The following is an 18474-nucleotide window of genomic DNA, read 5'->3' on the forward strand; positions in this document are numbered from 1 at the left end:
ATGAGCAATCGTAAACCTTACGTTCGTGAAGTAAAACGCACTTGGTGGAAGAACCATCCTTTCTACCGCTTCTACATGCTACGTGAAGCGACGGTGCTTCCGTTAATCCTATTCACTCTGTTCCTAACTTTCGGTTTAGGTTGCTTGGTGAAAGGTCCTGAAGCATGGCAAGGTTGGTTAGCGTTCATGGCGAACCCAATCGTAGTCGCAATCAACATCGTTGCACTACTCGGTAGCCTATTCCACGCTCAAACTTTCTTCAGCATGATGCCACAAGTAATGCCAATTCGTTTGAAAGGCAAACCCGTGGACAAGAAGATCATCGTATTGACTCAGTGGGCCGCGGTTGCGTTCATCTCACTGATCGTTCTCATCGTGGTGTAAGGAGCTGAGCAATGAAACCGAATTATAGTGTAAACACATCACCAAAACGTTCTGATGAGCCAATCTGGTGGGGTCTGTTTGGCGCAGGTGGTACTTGGTTCGCGATGATCACGCCAATCACGGTATTGGTGCTGGGCATCTTGGTCCCACTAGGCGTGATTGATGCAGAAGCGATGAGCTACGAGCGTGTCTCTGCATTCGCAACCAGCATCATCGGTGCGCTATTCATCATTGGCACGCTAGCATTGCCAATGTGGCATGCAATGCACCGTGTACACCACGGCATGCACGACCTTAAGTTCCACACTGGTGTGATTGGTAAAATTGCATGCTATGCATTTGCAGGCCTCATCACTGCACTAGCAGTTATCTTTATCTTCATGATTTAAGAGACTGACCAAAAAAAGAAAAAGCTGGCTAAATGCCAGCTTTTTTATTGCTTTGGGTTACCTATGATCTTTTTGCTTTTTAAGCTTTTGACCACCCATGATCTTATTGCTGTGCGACCTTCTTTGTCTGGTCCATAAGACCCAGAGCACCAAAGCCAGTAATCACATCTAGGTTTGTTTTCAAGCCCGTTTCGTCACTTCCACCAATGTAATTTTGTGGCATCTGAACTTGGAAGTTTTGCAAATTGTTGTACAGCGAGTTCGCTACGTCTCGATTCAATTCTGCCAAGTAAACTTCACGGTTTGCTCCTAACGCTGCATACTTACCTTTTAGGACTTCAGATTCTGCGCGACCTTTCGCTAATATCGCTTTCGCTTCAAACTCAGCAGAAAGTGCGTTCGCTTTTTGAATCGCTAAGTTAGCCTCTGCGATAGCTAGCTCTTTCTCCTTCTCGACTTCAGCAAGTCGTTTGGTTTTTTCCACTTCAACGATTTCACGCTCTGCAATCTGACGCGCCACTTCCACTTCTTTTTGTTGAGCAATAATTGCGAGTTCTTTACCACGCTGGGCGTCTTGCACCTCACGTGTTCGTTGAATCTCTTTGCGTAACTGCTCGGTCTCTGCCTGTGCTTTCGACGTTTCTTGTTCCTGAATCGCACGAATGCGATCCGCCACTAAACGCTTTTTATCTGCCAATAGCTGATCTAATTGCTTTTCTGGCTGCGGGTCACCAATGGTCACCTGCGTCACTTGAATACCGTATTGTTGTAACGGATTGTCTTGACGAATTGGTTGCCCGGTTTTGTCTACGACTGGCACAGTTTTCCATACCAGTTGATTGGTGCGCTGTAATTGGTTCGGATTAGCTTGATTCACCCCAACAGGCGCAAGATCCAACTCTTCCACTTCAACCTGACGTCGCTCTGTTAGATAAATCCCCTCTCGTAACTGATCGCCAAGTTTCGATTTGAACTGGTTCAAACCACCTTGGAAAAACTCTTCACCCGTGTATTGGGTTGCGGTAATCACTGTTACGTTACGTGCGTTCTTTACAAGCAGCGCATCGATCAAGTTACTGTTGTTGCGGAACTCTTTATGCATCTTCTTCACCGCTTCAGGGTCATTACTAAGCTTAAAGCGGAATGTTACGGGGATCTGACCAATATAGGTGTCGGCAAATCGAACCTGAATCGCATCAAGACGTTGATAAAAATCTTCGCCCTTGCTGTTACCGAATGACACGGTGATCACTTGGTCATACTTGGTGATTTTGGACAGAAATGGCATACGAAAATGAATGCCAGGTTCAGTAAACACATCCAACTCACCAGTAATATTATTCTGATGCACGTAGCTGTAACCCGCATCGGTCATCAGCACCGAGCTATTAATCGTTAAGCCTATTGCCAACAGCGGTACGCCAAATACGGCTGCTTTTAATCCTTTATGTAGTAACTGACGTCTTTCTTCCACCTTTAAACCCCTTCCTAAACCTCTGCTTTCCATTTTGTTCTCCTTTTTGGATTGTTACTGAGTTAAATCGATAAAAATCAGATTGCTATGCAACTCAGCGACAAGTACTAATGTATCAAAATGTTACATTAAGGAATAATCGACAGATTCATGGAATAAATAAGATTTTTACGAATAATACAAAATCATCAAAAATTTGCGGAGGATATCGATGTTTTACGCAGAGGGATTAAAAGAGAAGAATCACAGGCAATAAAAAAGGCCGCCGAAGCGACCTTTCTAACAATCATATAAAGTGCTTACTTCACACGACCTACGTATTCAGCAGTACGAGTATCTACGCGAATCACTTCACCAATTGAGATGAACAGAGGAACACGAACAACAGCGCCAGTTGATAGCGTCGCTGGTTTACCGCCAGTACCTTGAGTATCACCTTTCAGGCCTGGGTCTGTGTCTACAACTTCTAGCTCAACGAAGTTTGGTGGAGTAACAGTAATTGGGTTACCGTTCCAAAGAGTGATCATACAAGTGTTGTTTTCTACCAACCACTTAGCGTTTTCACCTACCGCTTTTGCATCCGCTGCGATCTGTTCAAACGTTTCACTGTTCATAAAGTGGTAGAATTCGCCGTCTGAATATAGATAATCTAGGTCGATATCCATTACGTCTGCCACTTCACAAGTGTCACCAGACTTGAATGTTTTCTCTAGCACTTTACCAGAAAGAAGTTTACGAATTTTAACACGGTTGAACGCTTGGCCTTTACCTGGTTTAACGTATTCGTTTTCCAGAATTACACAAGGCTCGTTATCAAGCATTAACTTAAGACCGCCTTTAAATTCATTGGTGCTAACTGTAGCCATTTTTTCCTCTTACATTCTTAGAGCTAAATTCAATGCCGCACATAATAACCCGAAAAGTCGAATCTGTTGAGCAAAACTGGCTCAAACAGTTGGCGAATGGGATCTCTGATCCTGCAAAATTGCTCGAAATACTGGAAATTGATCCTTCACCGTGGCAAGACGGGTTTGCCGCGCGCAAGCTGTTTGCACAGCGTGTACCGCAAAGTTTTGTCGATAGGATGGAGAAAGGCAACCCTAAAGACCCTCTTTTACGTCAGGTTTTACCACTGAGCGACGAATTTGAGGTGCATCCGGGTTACTCCAATGATCCATTGGAAGAGCAAGACAATGAAGTCCCTGGCCTGCTACACAAGTATCGCAACCGCGCCCTGATGATTGTCAAAGGTGGCTGCGCGGTAAATTGCCGTTACTGTTTTCGTCGTCACTTCCCTTATCAAGAGAACAAAAGCGGGAAACAAGCCTGGACCAAGTGCTTAGAGTACATGGCACAACAACCAGAGTTGAACGAAGTCATCTTCTCAGGTGGTGATCCATTAATGGCAAAAGACGATGAGATTCATTGGCTTTTAGAGCACATTGCTCATATTCCTCACATCAAACGTCTGCGTATTCATAGCCGTTTACCTGTGGTGATTCCAGCTCGAGTCACTGATGAACTATGCCAACTGCTGCAAGCATCAAGGTTACAAATCATCCTCGTCACTCACATCAACCATGCCAACGAAATCAATGACGAATTTGCTGAACAGATGTTCAAGCTCAAAAGAGCGGGCGTTACGCTTCTAAACCAAGGCGTTCTGCTGAAAGGCGTGAATGATTCGGTAGAAGCTCAAGTGGCATTAAGTGAGGCCTTATTTGACGCGGGTATCTTGCCTTATTACCTCCACGTTCTTGATAAGGTGCAAGGCGCAGCGCACTACTTTATTTCGGACGAAGAAGCGAGAGCTATTATGCGCGGACTCATCACGCGTGTATCGGGTTATCTGGTGCCAAAACTCACACGAGAAATTGGTGGCAGGCCAAGTAAAACGCCGTTGGATTTGCATTTAGAATAAGCTCCAACGCTCAATTAAATTTGTCGTCTAGATTGATTATTTTTGTTCGCTTTGCACGGTAAGTCTATGCATACTCCGCACTTTTGGAGGTCAAGATGCATACTGCATTCGAACAAATTTTCGATCTTGGCCCATTCAGTTGGCCTGCCCTACTATGCTGCGCCATTAATGGGCTCATGATCGGTATAGAGCGCCAAACTCGTGGTAAACCGGTTGGCATTCGCACAGCAATACTAATTATTTCAGGCACCTACCTGTTTATGTCGATGGCCGTGTCGTTATCGCCAAATACACTTGATCAAGCACGAGTGCTTGGTCAGATCATTACTGGCGTCGGCTTCTTAGGCGCTGGCGTTATGATGACACTTGATGGAAAAATCCATGGCGTAACATCCGCGGCTGTAATATGGGTGCTAGCAGGTTTAGGTTTGATGATAGGTTTGGGTTATTTAACGCAGTCGGTGGTTATTACTCTCCTGACATTAACCGTGTTGTTAGGTGTGGATAAAGCAGAAAACCACATCAAAGCATTACGCCGCGGTGTTCATCAAAGAATTCAACAACGCAAAACTTCATCACGATTAATTAAATAGTTAACGCTCCGAGAAACTCGCTTCATCCCATCTGTAATTAAAAAGCCCTCGACGAACATCGAGGGCTTTCTGTATATAAAGATTCTGACTTTCTCAGGGATTACTTAGCAAAGTTGATGAGTGGGAAACACTTGAAGAAACCGTTATCCGCACAGTTCAAAAGACCAATTTGCACGCCATCGATTTGATCGGTCATGTTGAAGAAACCAAACTGGAAATTAGACTTCTTAGAGATACTCGCTAAGCCCACATCCGCCATGGTGTAGCCTTCAGAATAGTTCACCGCGCTCCAGTTCAAGCCTTTTACGTTGTTCGTAATGTTAACAGCACCCAAGTTAACACCCGTCGTCTGACCTTGGTTCCAGTTAACTAAGCCTAAAGACGCGCCTTTCATTTCTTGATTTACTTTTGCTGCACCAAAAAACAGACCGAAGTTCACACCTGTCGTACGATCCGTTTCTGACATACCAAGCAGTGAAAAGTCGACACCTTTAACCTCATTTACCTGCCCATGCAACACAGCTAAACGAACGCCACCTACTGAAGAATTAGAGGGTGCGTTTGTGTTATCGATAGTAGAGAACATCACAGGTGTACTGTCGGCAAAAGCAACAGGTGATACGATAGCGGCTGCAACCGCCAATGACGTCATAAGCTTTTTCATTTTCATCTCCATGATGGGAAGCAACAATTTACAACATAGTGTAATGTTCAGATTTTGCTCTGTCCCCGTTCAAAAAGTGTTAGCAATAGGTCAGATTTAACCATCTGACTCAAAAGAAAAAATATTTCTCTTCGATTTTTTGCTTCTGAAATGGCGCTTTTTACGCTCAAAAGTTTCATGATAAGCCACACCAGAACGTCATGTTTCTCAGGTGACACGCATAAAAAAGTCGAGGCATCTGCCTCGACTTTTAAGGGTTTGGTCGGTTATCTTTCCGCTATAAGGTTTCCCTAGAGCGATGAGATAAGCTGGCTTACATCATGCCGCCCATACCGCCCATGCCACCCATGCCGCCCATGTCAGGCATCGCTGGCGCGTCTTTTTGCGGTAGGTCAGTAACCATCGCTTCAGTTGTGATCATCAGACCTGCAACCGATGCTGCGAATTGTAGTGCAGAACGAGTAACTTTAGTTGGATCTAGGATACCCATTTCTAGCATGTCGCCGTATTCGCCTGTTGCCGCGTTGTAGCCGTAGCTACCTTCACCCGCTTTCACGTTGTTCGCAACAACTGAGTCTTCCTCACCTGCATTCTTCGTGATTTGACGGATTGGCGCTTCCATTGCACGTAGTGCAACGCGGATACCAACGTTTTGTTCTTCGTTGTCACCCGTTAGGTGAGCAATCTTAGATGCCGCGCGGATAAGTGCAACACCACCACCAGCAACAACACCTTCTTCAACCGCTGCGCGAGTTGCGGCTAGCGCATCTTCTACACGGTCTTTCTTCTCTTTCATTTCAACTTCAGTCGCAGCACCAACTTTGATTACTGCAACACCGCCAGCCAGTTTAGCTACGCGCTCTTGTAGTTTCTCTTTGTCGTAGTCTGAAGTTGCGTCTTCGATTTGTTGACGAATCTGAGCAACACGGCCAGAGATCATCTCTTCTTCACCGATACCATCGATGATAGTCGTGTTTTCTTTCGTGATAGAAACACGCTTCGCTTGACCTAGATCTTCTAGTGCAACTTTTTCTAGCTCTAGACCGATCTCTTCAGAAATCACAGTACCGCCAGTTAGGATAGCGATGTCTTGTAGCATTGCTTTACGGCGGTCACCGAAACCAGGTGCTTTCACAGCTGCAACTTTTACGATGCCACGCATGTTGTTCACAACCAATGTTGCTAGCGCTTCGCCTTCTACATCTTCTGCAATGATAAGCAGTGGACGAGATGCTTTCGCGACAGCTTCTAGCGTTGGAAGAAGCTCACGAATGTTTGAGATCTTCTTATCAACAAGAAGAATGAATGGGTTTTCTAGATCAACACTGCCTGATTCTTGGTTGTTGATGAAGTAAGGAGACAGGTAACCGCGGTCGAACTGCATACCTTCTACTACGTCTAACTCGTCTTGTAGCGCCTGACCTTCTTCAACCGTGATAACGCCATCACGACCCACACGCTCCATTGCTTCTGCAATGATATTACCTACGCTTGCGTCTGAGTTTGCAGAGATAGTACCAACCTGCGCGATCGCTTTTGTGTCGTTACATTCAACAGAAAGCTCTTTTAGTTGCTCAACTGCCGCGGCAACAGCTTTGTCGATACCACGCTTCAGATCCATTGGGTTCATGCCCGCTGCGACTGCTTTTAGACCTTCGTTAACGATAGATTGTGCTAGTACCGTTGCTGTTGTTGTACCGTCACCCGCTGCGTCGTTTGCTTTAGACGCAACTTCTTTAACCATTTGTGCGCCCATATTCTGGAATTTATCTTCCAGCTCGATTTCACGCGCTACTGATACACCATCTTTAGTGATAGTCGGTGCACCAAAAGATTTGTCTAGAACGACATTGCGTCCTTTAGGACCCAGTGTTACTTTTACTGCGTCAGCCAGAACGTTTACACCTTCCAGCATTTTAACTCGTGCGTCATTACCAAATTTAACGTCTTTAGCAGCCATCTTTGATTTCCTTTCTAAAATTCTTTGTGTGTAATTTCGTAATTGAATCTGAGCAAAAAATTACTCAATGATTGCTATTATTCAACGATCGCCATGATGTCGTTTTCAGACATGACAAGCACTTCTTTACCGTCGATTTTTTCAGTTTTTGTACCGTAACCTTCAGCGAAGATAACGGTATCACCGACTTTAACGTCTAGTGGCAGTACGGTGCCGTTTTCTAGGATGCGGCCTTTACCCACAGCTAGAACAACACCGCGAGTCGATTTTTCTGCAGCAGAACCAGTCAGAACGATGCCACCAGCAGACTTAGATTCAACTTCTTTACGTTCAACGATAACTCGGTCATGTAATGGACGAATGTTCATCGGTCGTCTCTCCTGAAAATTTCCATGTTTATTTGATAATTGTCCTTAGGGACTGTAGCCCCAGACACGTGATCCCTATATAAGGGGTCGAGGCAGCGATCCCAAGGGGGTGGCACAAAATTTTTGTGACTTAGTTAAAATAACGAACAACTAGGCAACGGTTTGCGTTAGAAATGCTCACTCGCTCGGCATCTCGCTTTCTTGTATCCTTGCAGTTTGCTCACCAGATAGTTGTCACACATGCAGGAAAATAACAAGCTGGAACCCCAAGCGACCGATAAGCATGGTTTGTTGACCGCACCCATTCCTGAAACGCTGCGGAAAATGACCGTACCCATGACCATGGGCATGATCGCAATTTTGATGTTTAACTTGGTGGACACGTTTTTTATCTCGTTGCTTGGCACTCAAGCGCTAGCGGCTATCAGCTATACCTTCCCTGTCACCTTTGCGGTTAACTGCATTACGATGGGGATTGGGATGGGACTATCGACCAATATTGGTCGCTTGCTTGGGCAAGGTCATGCACCACAAGCTGCTCGGTTCACCACCCACGGTTTGTTATTAGCCGTGTTACTTGTGGCTATCGCGTCTTCTATTGGCTTTACCACCATTGCGCCATTGTTTCGTTTTCTTGGTGCGTCTGATGATCTCATCCCTCTTATTGAGCAATATATGCAGGTCTGGTATCTCACAATTCCTCTGCTAGTGATCCCAATGGCGGGCAACAGTGCTATCCGAGCTACTGGCGACACAAAAACACCAGCAAAAGTCATGATGTTGGCTGGTTTGATTAATGGCATGCTCGATCCATTGTTGATTTTCGGTTATGGCCCTTTTCCGGAACTTGGCATTCAAGGCGCAGCCATAGCAAGTGCCTTTAGCTGGTTAGGTGCTTTGTGTGGCTCATTCTATGTGCTAATTAAACGGGAAAAATTGCTTGCTCAACCCCAATGGGCTTTGCTGAAACAAGACTGGCAACAGACACTAAAAATTGGTACCCCTGCAGCGCTATCAAACGCGATGAATCCGTTGTCCGGTGCCATTCTGATGATGCTGTTATCCAACCACGGTACGGCGGCGGTTGCTGCTTACGGCGCAGCGCAGCGTATTGAGTCCATATTGATTTTAGTATTGATGTCGCTGACCTCTGCCCTCACACCGTTTATGGCACAAAATTTAGGAGCCAAACAACCGCAACGAGCCTTTTCCGGTTTATTTATTAGCATGCGTTTTGCAGTGGTATTCCAAGGGTTTATCTTCTTGATGATGGTACCGCTGAGCATTCCTCTGGCTGCGCTATTTTCTCAGGAAGATGCGGTGAAAAACCTGCTTTGGCATTATTTACTGGTGGTGCCATTTAGTTATGGCTTCCAAGGCATCGTAATGATGTTAGTCAGTGGTTTGAATGCGATGCACAAGCCATTGCGTGCATTCCAGTGGAGCTTTATGCGGCTGTTCATTTTTACCTTGCCATCGGCGTGGATCGGGAGCCAAATCTACAGCATTGAAGGCTTGTTTATCGGTATCGCGGTTGGAAATACGTTGGGTGGGCTACTGGGCTACTTGTTTGCGCTGCGCGAGCGAAAATTAACGCTCATAGAGCAGAGCAGCGTGTCTTAACACTCGTCTATCACTAGTTTCTTTTTGTTGATTCTCAAATACAAAAAAAACCGCGGAAAGCCGCGGTTTTGTTTATCTATTTCAAGCTTGCTTAGAACAACTCTTCAGCAACTTTGTATAGATCGTTGCGTACTGGACGCTTCATGTTTTCGATTGCGTCGATGATATCGTGGTGAACAAGTTGCTCTTTCACGATACCGACACAACGACCACCATGACCTTCGATCAATAGGTGAACAGCGTAGTTACCCATACGAGATGCTAGTACGCGGTCAAATGCAGTTGGACGACCACCACGTTGGATGTGACCAAGTACTGTTGCACGAGTTTCACGACCTGTCGCGGCTTCGATGTCACGTGCTAGTTCATTAGCATCCATCATTAGCTCAGTAAGCGCGATGATCGCGTGTTTCTTACCTTTAGCGATACCATCTTGGATGTTGCTGATCAGCTTGTCTTTGTCTAGACCAGTTTCCGGAGTGATGATGTATTCACAACCGCCCGCAATTGCAGACATCAGAGTCAAATCACCACAGTGACGGCCCATGATTTCTACAATTGAAATGCGTTGGTGAGATGAAGAAGTATCACGTAGACGGTCGATTGCATCGATAACGGTGTTTAGTGCACTTAGGTAGCCCACAGTGTAATCCGTACCTGCGATATCGTTGTCGATTGTGCCCGGAAGACCGATACATGGGTAACCCATTTCAGTCAGTTTCTTCGCACCCATGTACGAACCATCACCACCGATTACCACTAGTGCATCGATACCATGTTTTTTCAGGTTCTCAATCGCTTTTTCACGAACTTCCACTTGTTTAAATTCAGGGAAACGTGCAGAACCTAGGAACGTACCACCTTTGTTGATCACATCTGAAACGCTAGAACGATCTAGCTTCTCGATGCGGCCTTCGTATAGGCCTAGGTAGCCGTCGTACACACCGAATACTTCCAATCCTTCGGATAGTGCTGTACGTACTACGCCGCGTATCGCAGCGTTCATACCAGGTGCGTCACCGCCACTTGTTAAAACACCGATCTTCTTAATCATGCTCACCCTCGATCTTTGGCAATCAATTATTTAATTTTCTTTTAGGCCCCTTGTTACCAAGCAACCTGCATAATCCAGAACTGTGCGTTATGTTACATTTCCTCTACAGGATTACCAATGAAAACGCACTTTTTTATGTAACTTTTCTACTTATGTAAGAGTATTACAGTTTCTCTATGAAACTTTGTTGATTCATATCAGGATCACGAATCTTAATAAGTATTGATGGAAAGATAGTCAATAAGTACCTGTTTGTCGTCGGGCTCTGATGGATTTTTCAAGCCTACCAATCTTGCGCTTTCTGCTCTTTCTCAGGTCCGAAAACGACAGACAATGGATCTTGATGGATCAGTACGTCCGCATCAGGAAACAGAGCCAATAAATTATCTTCCACTTTATCAGCAATGTAATGCGCCTCAATTAATCGTAAGTTATCGTCTAGCTCTAAATGCAACTGTATAAAGCGCGTCGGTCCTGACATTCGCGTGCGTAACTGATGCACACCCAATACCCCTTTTACGCTCAAACAAGCTTGGTTAATTTGCTCAAGCTCTTCATCGGGCAACTTTCTATCAAGTAAGGTTTGAATCGCTTCGCTGACCATTTTGAAAGCGCTATAAAGAATGAAGACACCAATACCAATCGCAAACACAGCATCCGCTTGAGTCACTCCAAAATAACTGAGCCCCAGAGCCACCATGATCGCAGCATTCATATACAAGTCAGTCTGATAATGCAGAGAATCCGCCGCTATTGCTTGGCTCCCCGTCACGCGAACCACATGTTTTTGGAACATCACCAAACCAAGTGTGACCACAATCGCAAACAGCGATACATACACACCTAACTCCGGTGCGTGTAACGCATGCGGGCGGAAAAATCGGTCAATCCCGTTAAGAATCAAAAATACTGCCGAGCCCGAAATAAACATTGCTTGGGCTAGGGCCGCTAAGGACTCAGCTTTACCATGTCCAAACGTATGTTCGCGGTCTGCCGGTTGTAAGGCGTAACGAACCACCACAAGATTCACAACCGAAGCCGCGATATCTAGCATGGAGTCAATCAATGACGCCAATAAGCTCACTGAGCCGGTTACCCACCACGTGATGACTTTTACTATCAGAAGAAGCGTCGCCACAATGGTTGCAGTCCAAGCGGCGGTCGTAACTAAACGTGCGTATTGCTGTTTCATAATCAAAGAGTTAACTAAAACCATACGTTGAGTATATTGAATGACCATGAAATAACCAGATCAAAAAGAGGCAACCAATGGCTGCCTCTTTATATAACATCAATTCATGACTTAATTATTGCGCGACTTTTCCATGCGCTTGTGCATTCTGTCGCCACACTCTTGCATACGTTCATTTTGTAGCTCAACAAATTTCGCTTTCTGCTCAGGTGTTAATACGCTAAGCATTTGGTGCTTTCTTTCTAGCATTTGCACGCGACGTTCCGTTTGGCGCTCAACCATCTCTTTTGCTAATTCGCTAGCTTGAGCTTCATCAAAGTTATCCGCCAGCAAAAGCGATTGTACTTTTGCGTGATGCGCTTGACGCTCAGCCATACGTGCTTCTTTGCCATCAGCGAATTTTGCTTTCATTTCTGCTTTGTTTGCTTCACGCATTTCTTTTAGCTGATCTTTTTGTGCATCAGTCAGGTCTAGTTGACGCATGACACCTCGGTCCATACCCATGCCGCATTCGTCACGAGGGCCTTTATGATGGTTTTTACCACCGTAAGCGAATGCGCTTGCGGCGCCAAGAGTAAGAGGTAGAACAACAGCAGCTAACACAAGTTTTTTTGCAGACTTCATAATACGATTCCTTACACAGGTGAGTGGTTCTTCTGAGCTGTTCTCACAGCGCTTGAGTATAGAATACGACCCGCTAGGTAAAGCGACGTATAGGGAGCGTAAAGAATCGTAAAGAGTGATTTTTCTCCTCTTCGTTGCGCATCATTCCAATGTAATATTAGGTTATCGGTAACTTACTATAGGTGCCCCCATGGCAAACATTCTTTTAATCGATGACGATATCGAGCTAACTAGCTTATTAAAAGAAGTACTCAGTTTCGAAGGGTTTGACGTCAGCGAAGCAAATGACGGTGAAGCCGGCTTAGCCGCGATCAATGATAAGATTGATTTGATTTTGTTGGATGTCATGATGCCAAAACTCAATGGCATGGAAACGCTGAAACGCTTACGTGAAAATTGGGAAACTCCCGTCTTGATGCTGACCGCTAAAGGGGAAGAAATTGATCGCGTGATCGGCTTGGAACTGGGCGCGGATGATTATTTACCAAAACCTTTTAGTGACCGAGAGCTGTTAGCGCGAATCCGCGCGATTTTACGCCGCACTAGCAGCACACAAAAAAATACCAAAAACAGCGATTGCATTGAGTATCAAGAAATCCGCCTCTATCCCGGTAAGCAAGAAGCGTATTGTGAGCAACAGTTACTCGATCTCACAGCAACCGAGTTTGCGCTACTCACCCACTTCGTACAAAACCCAGGACAAGTGCTGACCAAAGAGACACTGAGCTTAGATGTGCTTGGTAAACGACTCGCTGCTTTTGATCGCGCTATCGATATGCATGTCTCGAACTTACGTAAAAAATTACCAGATCAAAGCAATGGCAAGCCGCGAATCAAAACCCTGCGTGGTCGTGGCTACATGCTGCTTGAGGAGGATTAATGCGCCTATCACGCATCAAACTGCCAAACATCAATAGCCTGTATGGACGCATCTTTGCCATTTTTTGGTTCACCATGTTATTAGTATTGATAGCCGTGCTATCACTGCCACATTTGGACCCACGCAAAGCTCGCGATATTCCAGAAGAACACTACAAACGTATGGTAGAAACGCGTGACTCAATCCAACAAAAATACAGCCAGCAAACAGATTTAGGCCGCATACTTTTTCGTATCGAGGGCAACCGCCACGGCAAGCACGACCCTCGCCCACGAGTCTTTTTTTCTGACTACAGCGGTAATGTTCTTACGACAGAAAAACGCAGCAATTTTCAATTGCGTGCCATGCAAAACTTTGTCACCAGTATCGAAGATTACAATAATCCAAAGCAGAAGCTGTATGGTCGATACATGATTGCGGGCCCAATTCCTATCACTTTGGCAGGTTCCGATATCTTGATGTACGTGGGCTTCAAATGGAATGAGCCACCACCTCTACTCCTGCGTCTGTTTGATCACCCATTCCAGCTCTTGCTTGCGGTCATGCTGGTTAGTACACCATTGCTGTTATGGCTTGCTTGGGCTTTGAGTCAGCCTGCACGTCGTCTTGAAGCCGCTGCTCAACGTGTGGCGAAAGGTGAATTTGTCACAGACCCAAATTTAGAAAAAGGTACGGCGGAATTTCGTCAAGCAGGTAGCAGCTTCAACCAGATGGTCGAAGCGGTTAATCAAATGATTTCAGGACAACAACGTTTGCTATCCGATATCTCTCACGAGCTGCGCTCACCTTTAACTCGTCTACGCATGGCAAGCGCATTAGCGACGCGTAAACAAGGAGAAAGCCCAGAATTGACTCGTATCGATACCGAAGCGCAGCGCTTGGAACAGATGATCAGCGAACTATTAGAGCTTTCTCGCATGCAGGCGAACAGTCATATGACTCGCGAAACACAGCCATTAGAAAGTTTATGGGAAGAGATCATTAAAGATGCGCAGTTTGAAGCAGAGCAAATGGGCAAACAGCTACACTATTCAGAATTACCTAAGCGCAATATTTCCGGTAACCCTAAACTGCTGATGAGTGCGGTGGAAAATATCGTTCGTAACGCCATTTACTACGGAAAAGATGAGGTACAAATCGACATCAAAGCCGATGACGATACGCTTCGTATCACGGTTGACGATAATGGAGAAGGTGTACCAGAAGAGGAACTGGCCGCGATTTTTCGCCCGTTCTATCGCGTTTCCACGGCACGCGATCGCCACTCTGGCGGCACAGGTCTCGGCCTAACCATTACCGAAAGTGCCATTCGCCAGCACAGTGGCACGATCGCAGCCAGCCGAAGTCCTTTAGGCGGATTGCGCATGAGTATCACCTTACCGATCAATTGTTAGTCTCAATTTGATGAACTAACAATAATTCGCACCATATTTCTAGAGTGAGTGATTAACAGCCCCACCCTCACTTTAGAAATTGGTGAGGCTTCGTAGAATACCCTTACAAAGATCAAAGTTGATAATAATTATCGTTAGCATTAAAGTGAATTTTCCAATTAAGGAGGATTTACTATGTCACATACATTTCCCGCTCTGCCTTACCCGTACGATTCACTAGAGCCGTACATCGACGCGAAAACCATGGAAGTGCATTACAGCAAACACCACAAGACGTACTTTGATAAGTTTGTAAATGCCGTTGAAGGGAGCGAGCTCGAAACTCAGTCATTAGACGAGATCTTTGACAATATCTCTAAGCTCAGTCCAGCAGTACGTAATAATGGGGGCGGCTATTACAACCACATCATTTATTGGAATTGCATGTCACCAAACGGTGGCGGAGAGCCTCAAGGCGCGCTTGCTCAAGCAATTAACGATAAATTTGGTAGCTTTGCGCAATTTAAAGAGGCGTTTGCCCAAGCAGCCATCAATACCTTTGGGTCTGGTTTTGCATGGCTGATCGTAAAAGATGGTGAGATTCACATTACGTCCACCAGTAATCAAGACAACCCTCTGATGGATGTAGTGGATGTGCGCGGTGAACCAATCCTCGCATTAGACGTGTGGGAGCACGCGTATTACATCAGCTACCAAAACCGTCGCCCAGAATATATTGATGCGTGGTGGAACGTCGTCAACTGGCGAGCAGTTGAAGAAAACTATGCTCACGCTCTCTTATAAAGAGCATCGCTACTTACGGTATTAACATCCGCGCTAATGCCTGCTTTCATACCCAGGTCAATCTTGCTGAATCTCGCATATCTCGGTGACTTGGGTATATACTGCCCCTCTCTTTGACCAACTCTATTTCAATACCATGTTTGATATCGCTTTATACGAACCAGAAATCGCGCCGAACACCGGCAACATCATTCGACTATGCGCCAACTGCGGTGCAAACCTTCACTTAATTGAACCTCTGGGTTTCGATCTTGAAGAGAAAAAAGTCCGCCGTGCTGGTTTGGATTACCATGATTTAGCTCGCGTAACACGCCATAAAAACTATCAAGCGTTCTTAGAGTATTTAGAGAAAGAGAAGCAAGGTAACTATCGATTGTTTGCCTGCACCACCAAAACCACAGGTCACCACGTTGATGCACAATACCAAGCGGGTGATGTTTTGATGTTTGGTCCAGAAACTCGTGGCTTGCCTGCTGAAATCATCGATAGCTTACCAATGGAGCAGCGTATTCGCATTCCAATGATGCCAGATGCGCGCAGCCTAAACCTTTCGAATGCCGTTGCGATCATTGCTTTTGAAGCATGGCGTCAAATGGGCTTTGAAGGCGCATTGTAAGCAGCACGAATTCCAAATACAGAAAAGGGCGCTTGGTGCGCCCTTTTGTTTTCTTTACTGTCTAACTCAATCAGTTGAGCTTGTTGCGATCATCATCGTCTTTACGCTCGTATTCCCCTTCGAAGGTCTTGCCATTATCTGACTGGGAATCAAATGGGTCACGACGGAACGGGTCTTGCTCAAATGGCCCCTGGTTAGAGAAACCACCTTGGAAGCCACCACCATGCATGGTTTTCACCACCATTTTGCTCATCAAGTATTTAGCTATCGCGGCGCGTGGCGCAGGAAGCAACACCAACATACCAAGGGCATCGGTCATAAAGCCCGGGGTTAACAGTAGCACGCCAGCCACCGCTAGCATTACGCCTTCAAAAATTTGCTGGGCTGGAATTTCACCTTGTTCAAGACGCCCCTGTACTGACATCAGTGTTTGTATACCTTGGCTACGAACCAACGACGCACCAACAAATGCAGTGATTAAGACTAGTGCAATGGTCGGCCATAAACCTAAAAAGCCGCCCACCTGAATAAATAAGCCGATTTCAATGATCGGAACAAAAATAAACGCTAATAATAAGATAGGAAACACACGCCCTCCTTTGTTTAATTCAGTGTAATGGTAAAAGCAGACTAAGCTCAAACGAATCGTTGTAAAAAAGCGTGTTCATACTGGTCTCCTTCTTTTTTAGACAAAGTAGCGGGAGCGCGTTTCATTCAATTGCATACCGATTTTTTCGTGCTTTTAAAGTGCTAATTTCGAACTCTAAAAACTCATGTTTGTCGAGGAAAATCGAGTACCCATAAAGGGTTATTAATAACCCGTTCATACTTTGCAAATTATTGACTCATGAAAAACGAAAAAGGTGATCTAGTTACTATTTTTATGCGCTAGGTGCAGTATCATGTGCCACATAAGTCAGGACGGATTTTCCAGCCAAAAATTCTGATGAATGGATTCTAGATTGCAGAAATGGCTAATAAATAACTTTATTATCAGAATTATCATCTAAGGATCCTGCTATGGCTACCCTATCTGATGCTCCAAAAACAGCAAACCCAGCCACTCGTATTGAAGAAGATCTATTAGGTCAACGTCATGTCCCTGCAGATGCGTACTACGGTATTCATACGCTACGTGCGATCGAGAACTTCAACATCTCTAATATGACCATTTCTGACGTACCAGAATTTGTACGCGGCATGGTAATGACCAAAAAAGCAGCAGCGTTAGCAAACAAAGAACTTGGCGCTATTCCAAAAGACGTTGCAAACTACATCATCGAAGCGTGTGATTTGATCCTAGAAACTGGCAAGTGTATGGATCAGTTCCCATCAGACGTATTCCAAGGCGGTGCAGGCACTTCAGTTAACATGAACACGAACGAAGTGATCGCAAACGTCGCGCTTGAGTTGATGGGTAAAGAGAAAGGCCAATACGAATTTGTTAACCCAAATGACCATGTAAACAAGAGCCAATCAACCAACTGTGCGTACCCAACAGGTTTCCGTATTGCGGTATACAACAGCGTACACAAGCTAATGGAAGCAATTGAGTACCTAAAAGGCGCATTCGAACTTAAAGCCGTTGAGTTTAAAGATGTACTGAAAATGGGCCGTACTCAGCTTCAAGACGCAGTACCAATGACAGTCGGTCAAGAGTTCCATGCGTGGGCGGTAACACTAAACGAAGAGATTCGTGCTCTAGATTACACATCTAAACTCCTCCTAGAAATCAACCTAGGCGCAACCGCAATCGGTACTGGTCTAAATACACCAACTGGCTACCAAGCGCTTGCAGTAAAACACCTAGCGGAAGTAACAGGCCTTGACGTTGTTGCAGCAGAAGACCTTATCGAAGCAACGTCTGACTGTGGTGCATACGTAATGACTCACGGCGCGCTAAAACGCCTAGCAGTGAAACTATCGAAGATCTGTAACGACCTTCGTCTACTTTCTTCTGGTCCTCGTGCGGGTCTAAATGAATTGAACCTACCTGAAATGCAAGCAGGCTCTTCAATCATGCCAGCTAAAGTAAACCCAGTTATCCCAGAAGTAGTAAACCAAGTTTGCTTCAAAGTTCTCGGTAACGACAACACGGTTTCTTTCGCAGCAGAAGGCGGTCAGCTACAGCTAAACGTTATGGAACCTGTGATCGCACAAAGTGTGTTTGAGTCTATCTCTCTACTACACAACGCGTGTGTGAACCTACGTGATAAATGTATCGACGGCATCACTGTGAACAAAGAAGTTTGCGAAAACTACGTTTACAACTCTATCGGTATCGTCACTTACCTAAACCCATACATCGGCCACCACGAAGGTGACATCGTAGGTAAGATTTGTGCAGAAACTGGTAAGAGTGTTCGTGAAGTCGTGCTAGAGCGCGGTCTGCTTACAGCAGAGGAGCTTGATGAAATCTTGTCAGTAGAAAACTTCATGCATCCTACTTACAAAGCAAAACGTTACGAGTAATAACGAATCCGAAGGGGGCCACTCAGGCCCCTTTTTTAGGCTCTCATACGGTTAACCACATTTTTTATATGCTTTTATTGCCG

19 protein-coding genes are annotated in these 18474 nt (G+C 45.3%); 10 read left to right on the forward strand and 9 right to left on the reverse strand.

Annotated elements, in window-relative coordinates; translation table 11 throughout:
- Both frdC and frdD read left to right on the forward strand, forming a co-directional pair.
- Positions 1-384: a fumarate reductase subunit FrdC gene (frdC, locus tag R7O13_RS21690; RefSeq protein ID WP_005381491.1), complete on the forward strand. Its 384-nt coding sequence runs from the start codon at positions 1-3 to the stop codon at positions 382-384.
- Positions 385-395: 11 nt separating this feature from the next.
- The gene (gene frdD / locus R7O13_RS21695) at positions 396-773 is read left to right on the forward strand and encodes a fumarate reductase subunit FrdD (RefSeq protein WP_005381493.1); all 378 of its coding nucleotides are present in this window, start codon (positions 396-398) and stop codon (positions 771-773) included.
- Positions 774-876: 103 nt separating this feature from the next.
- On the opposite strand, the gene R7O13_RS21700 is transcribed toward frdD, so the two are convergent.
- Together R7O13_RS21700 and efp are read right to left on the reverse strand one after the other, a co-directional pair.
- Positions 877-2280: an SPFH domain-containing protein gene (locus R7O13_RS21700; protein WP_042523712.1), complete on the reverse strand. Its 1404-nt coding sequence runs from the start codon at positions 2278-2280 to the stop codon at positions 877-879.
- A 266-nt stretch (positions 2281-2546) separates the two neighbouring features.
- Positions 2547-3113, reverse strand: coding sequence for an elongation factor P (efp, locus tag R7O13_RS21705; protein WP_005381500.1), 567 nt, complete (start codon positions 3111-3113; stop codon positions 2547-2549).
- A 32-nt stretch (positions 3114-3145) separates the two neighbouring features.
- On the opposite strand from efp, the gene epmB reads away from it, so the two are divergent.
- Positions 3146-4168, forward strand: a complete 1023-nt coding sequence (gene epmB, locus R7O13_RS21710) for an EF-P beta-lysylation protein EpmB (protein ID WP_225455802.1) — start codon at positions 3146-3148, stop codon at positions 4166-4168.
- 95 nt (positions 4169-4263) lie between these two features.
- Complete coding sequence (locus tag R7O13_RS21715) at positions 4264-4761, forward strand: MgtC/SapB family protein (protein WP_005381504.1); 498 nt, start codon at positions 4264-4266, stop codon at positions 4759-4761.
- A 100-nt stretch (positions 4762-4861) separates the two neighbouring features.
- On the opposite strand, the gene R7O13_RS21720 is transcribed toward R7O13_RS21715, so the two are convergent.
- From R7O13_RS21720 to R7O13_RS21730, 3 genes are all read right to left on the reverse strand, one after another.
- A complete protein-coding gene (locus tag R7O13_RS21720) occupies positions 4862-5425 on the reverse strand; it encodes a VC2662 family protein (protein WP_213973482.1) in 564 nt (187 codons plus the stop codon).
- Positions 5426-5738: 313 nt separating this feature from the next.
- Positions 5739-7385, reverse strand: a complete 1647-nt coding sequence (gene groL / locus R7O13_RS21725; protein WP_005381509.1) for a chaperonin GroEL — start codon at positions 7383-7385, stop codon at positions 5739-5741.
- 77 nt (positions 7386-7462) lie between these two features.
- A complete protein-coding gene (locus R7O13_RS21730; protein ID WP_005381516.1) occupies positions 7463-7753 on the reverse strand; it encodes a co-chaperone GroES in 291 nt (96 codons plus the stop codon).
- A gap of 240 nt (positions 7754-7993) precedes the next feature.
- Here R7O13_RS21730 and R7O13_RS21735 point away from each other — a divergent pair, with 240 nt between their 5' ends.
- A complete protein-coding gene (locus R7O13_RS21735; RefSeq protein WP_017821828.1) occupies positions 7994-9376 on the forward strand; it encodes an MATE family efflux transporter in 1383 nt (460 codons plus the stop codon).
- 91 nt (positions 9377-9467) lie between these two features.
- On the opposite strand, the gene pfkA is transcribed toward R7O13_RS21735, so the two are convergent.
- The 3 genes from pfkA to R7O13_RS21750 all read right to left on the reverse strand — a co-directional run bounded on the left by pfkA (position 9468) and on the right by R7O13_RS21750 (position 12246).
- A complete protein-coding gene (gene pfkA, locus R7O13_RS21740) occupies positions 9468-10430 on the reverse strand; it encodes a 6-phosphofructokinase (RefSeq protein ID WP_005381521.1) in 963 nt (320 codons plus the stop codon).
- A gap of 283 nt (positions 10431-10713) precedes the next feature.
- Positions 10714-11622: a CDF family cation-efflux transporter FieF gene (gene fieF, locus R7O13_RS21745; protein WP_025768809.1), complete on the reverse strand. Its 909-nt coding sequence runs from the start codon at positions 11620-11622 to the stop codon at positions 10714-10716.
- Between the two features lie 111 nt (positions 11623-11733).
- Positions 11734-12246, reverse strand: coding sequence for a CpxP family protein (locus R7O13_RS21750; protein ID WP_005386388.1), 513 nt, complete (start codon positions 12244-12246; stop codon positions 11734-11736).
- Positions 12247-12436: 190 nt separating this feature from the next.
- Between R7O13_RS21750 and R7O13_RS21755 the strand changes: the two genes are divergently transcribed.
- The 4 genes from R7O13_RS21755 (at position 12437) to trmL (ending at position 15919) form a co-directional block, all read left to right on the forward strand.
- Complete coding sequence (locus R7O13_RS21755) at positions 12437-13126, forward strand: response regulator (RefSeq protein ID WP_005382384.1); 690 nt, start codon at positions 12437-12439, stop codon at positions 13124-13126.
- On the forward strand, positions 13126-14520 hold the full coding sequence (gene cpxA / locus R7O13_RS21760; RefSeq protein ID WP_005382383.1) for an envelope stress sensor histidine kinase CpxA: 1395 nt from the start codon (positions 13126-13128) through the stop codon (positions 14518-14520). The genes R7O13_RS21755 and cpxA overlap by 1 nt, the downstream gene beginning before the upstream one ends.
- Positions 14521-14694: 174 nt before the next feature.
- Positions 14695-15303 carry a superoxide dismutase gene (locus R7O13_RS21765; protein WP_005382382.1) on the forward strand — a complete coding sequence of 203 codons (609 nt, stop codon included), beginning with the start codon at positions 14695-14697 and terminating at the stop codon, positions 15301-15303.
- Between the two features lie 136 nt (positions 15304-15439).
- Positions 15440-15919 (forward strand): tRNA (uridine(34)/cytosine(34)/5-carboxymethylaminomethyluridine(34)-2'-O)-methyltransferase TrmL, encoded by a 480-nt coding sequence (gene trmL, locus R7O13_RS21770; protein ID WP_005382381.1) that lies wholly within the window; start codon positions 15440-15442, stop codon positions 15917-15919.
- 70 nt (positions 15920-15989) lie between these two features.
- Here the strand turns inward: trmL and R7O13_RS21775 are convergent, their stop codons facing one another.
- Positions 15990-16508 carry an FxsA family protein gene (locus R7O13_RS21775; protein ID WP_005386383.1) on the reverse strand — a complete coding sequence of 173 codons (519 nt, stop codon included), beginning with the start codon at positions 16506-16508 and terminating at the stop codon, positions 15990-15992.
- 431 nt (positions 16509-16939) lie between these two features.
- On the opposite strand from R7O13_RS21775, the gene aspA reads away from it, so the two are divergent.
- Complete coding sequence (aspA, locus tag R7O13_RS21780) at positions 16940-18391, forward strand: aspartate ammonia-lyase (protein ID WP_005382379.1); 1452 nt, start codon at positions 16940-16942, stop codon at positions 18389-18391.
- Positions 18392-18474 lie beyond the last annotated feature (83 nt).

The sequence above is a fragment of the Vibrio sp. Y176 genome (assembly GCF_033438945.1).

Bases quoted from the DNA above. Each gene is read 5' to 3' on its own strand.
- epmB (WP_225455802.1), top strand. From the start codon at position 3,146: ATGCCGCACATAATAACCCGAAAAGTCGAATCTGTTGAGCAAAACTGG.
- frdD (WP_005381493.1), top strand. From the start codon at position 396: ATGAAACCGAATTATAGTGTAAACACATCACCAAAACGTTCTGATGAG.
- fieF (WP_025768809.1), bottom strand. From the start codon at position 11,622: ATGAAACAGCAATACGCACGTTTAGTTACGACCGCCGCTTGGACTGCA.
- frdC (WP_005381491.1), top strand. From the start codon at position 1: ATGAGCAATCGTAAACCTTACGTTCGTGAAGTAAAACGCACTTGGTGG.
- R7O13_RS21765 (WP_005382382.1), top strand. From the start codon at position 14,695: ATGTCACATACATTTCCCGCTCTGCCTTACCCGTACGATTCACTAGAG.
- cpxA (WP_005382383.1), top strand. From the start codon at position 13,126: ATGCGCCTATCACGCATCAAACTGCCAAACATCAATAGCCTGTATGGA.
- groL (WP_005381509.1), bottom strand. From the start codon at position 7,385: ATGGCTGCTAAAGACGTTAAATTTGGTAATGACGCACGAGTTAAAATG.
- R7O13_RS21715 (WP_005381504.1), top strand. From the start codon at position 4,264: ATGCATACTGCATTCGAACAAATTTTCGATCTTGGCCCATTCAGTTGG.
- pfkA (WP_005381521.1), bottom strand. From the start codon at position 10,430: ATGATTAAGAAGATCGGTGTTTTAACAAGTGGCGGTGACGCACCTGGT.
- aspA (WP_005382379.1), top strand. From the start codon at position 16,940: ATGGCTACCCTATCTGATGCTCCAAAAACAGCAAACCCAGCCACTCGT.
- R7O13_RS21700 (WP_042523712.1), bottom strand. From the start codon at position 2,280: ATGGAAAGCAGAGGTTTAGGAAGGGGTTTAAAGGTGGAAGAAAGACGT.
- trmL (WP_005382381.1), top strand. From the start codon at position 15,440: ATGTTTGATATCGCTTTATACGAACCAGAAATCGCGCCGAACACCGGC.
- R7O13_RS21730 (WP_005381516.1), bottom strand. From the start codon at position 7,753: ATGAACATTCGTCCATTACATGACCGAGTTATCGTTGAACGTAAAGAA.
- R7O13_RS21735 (WP_017821828.1), top strand. From the start codon at position 7,994: ATGCAGGAAAATAACAAGCTGGAACCCCAAGCGACCGATAAGCATGGT.
- efp (WP_005381500.1), bottom strand. From the start codon at position 3,113: ATGGCTACAGTTAGCACCAATGAATTTAAAGGCGGTCTTAAGTTAATG.
- R7O13_RS21750 (WP_005386388.1), bottom strand. From the start codon at position 12,246: ATGAAGTCTGCAAAAAAACTTGTGTTAGCTGCTGTTGTTCTACCTCTT.
- R7O13_RS21755 (WP_005382384.1), top strand. From the start codon at position 12,437: ATGGCAAACATTCTTTTAATCGATGACGATATCGAGCTAACTAGCTTA.
- R7O13_RS21720 (WP_213973482.1), bottom strand. From the start codon at position 5,425: ATGAAAAAGCTTATGACGTCATTGGCGGTTGCAGCCGCTATCGTATCA.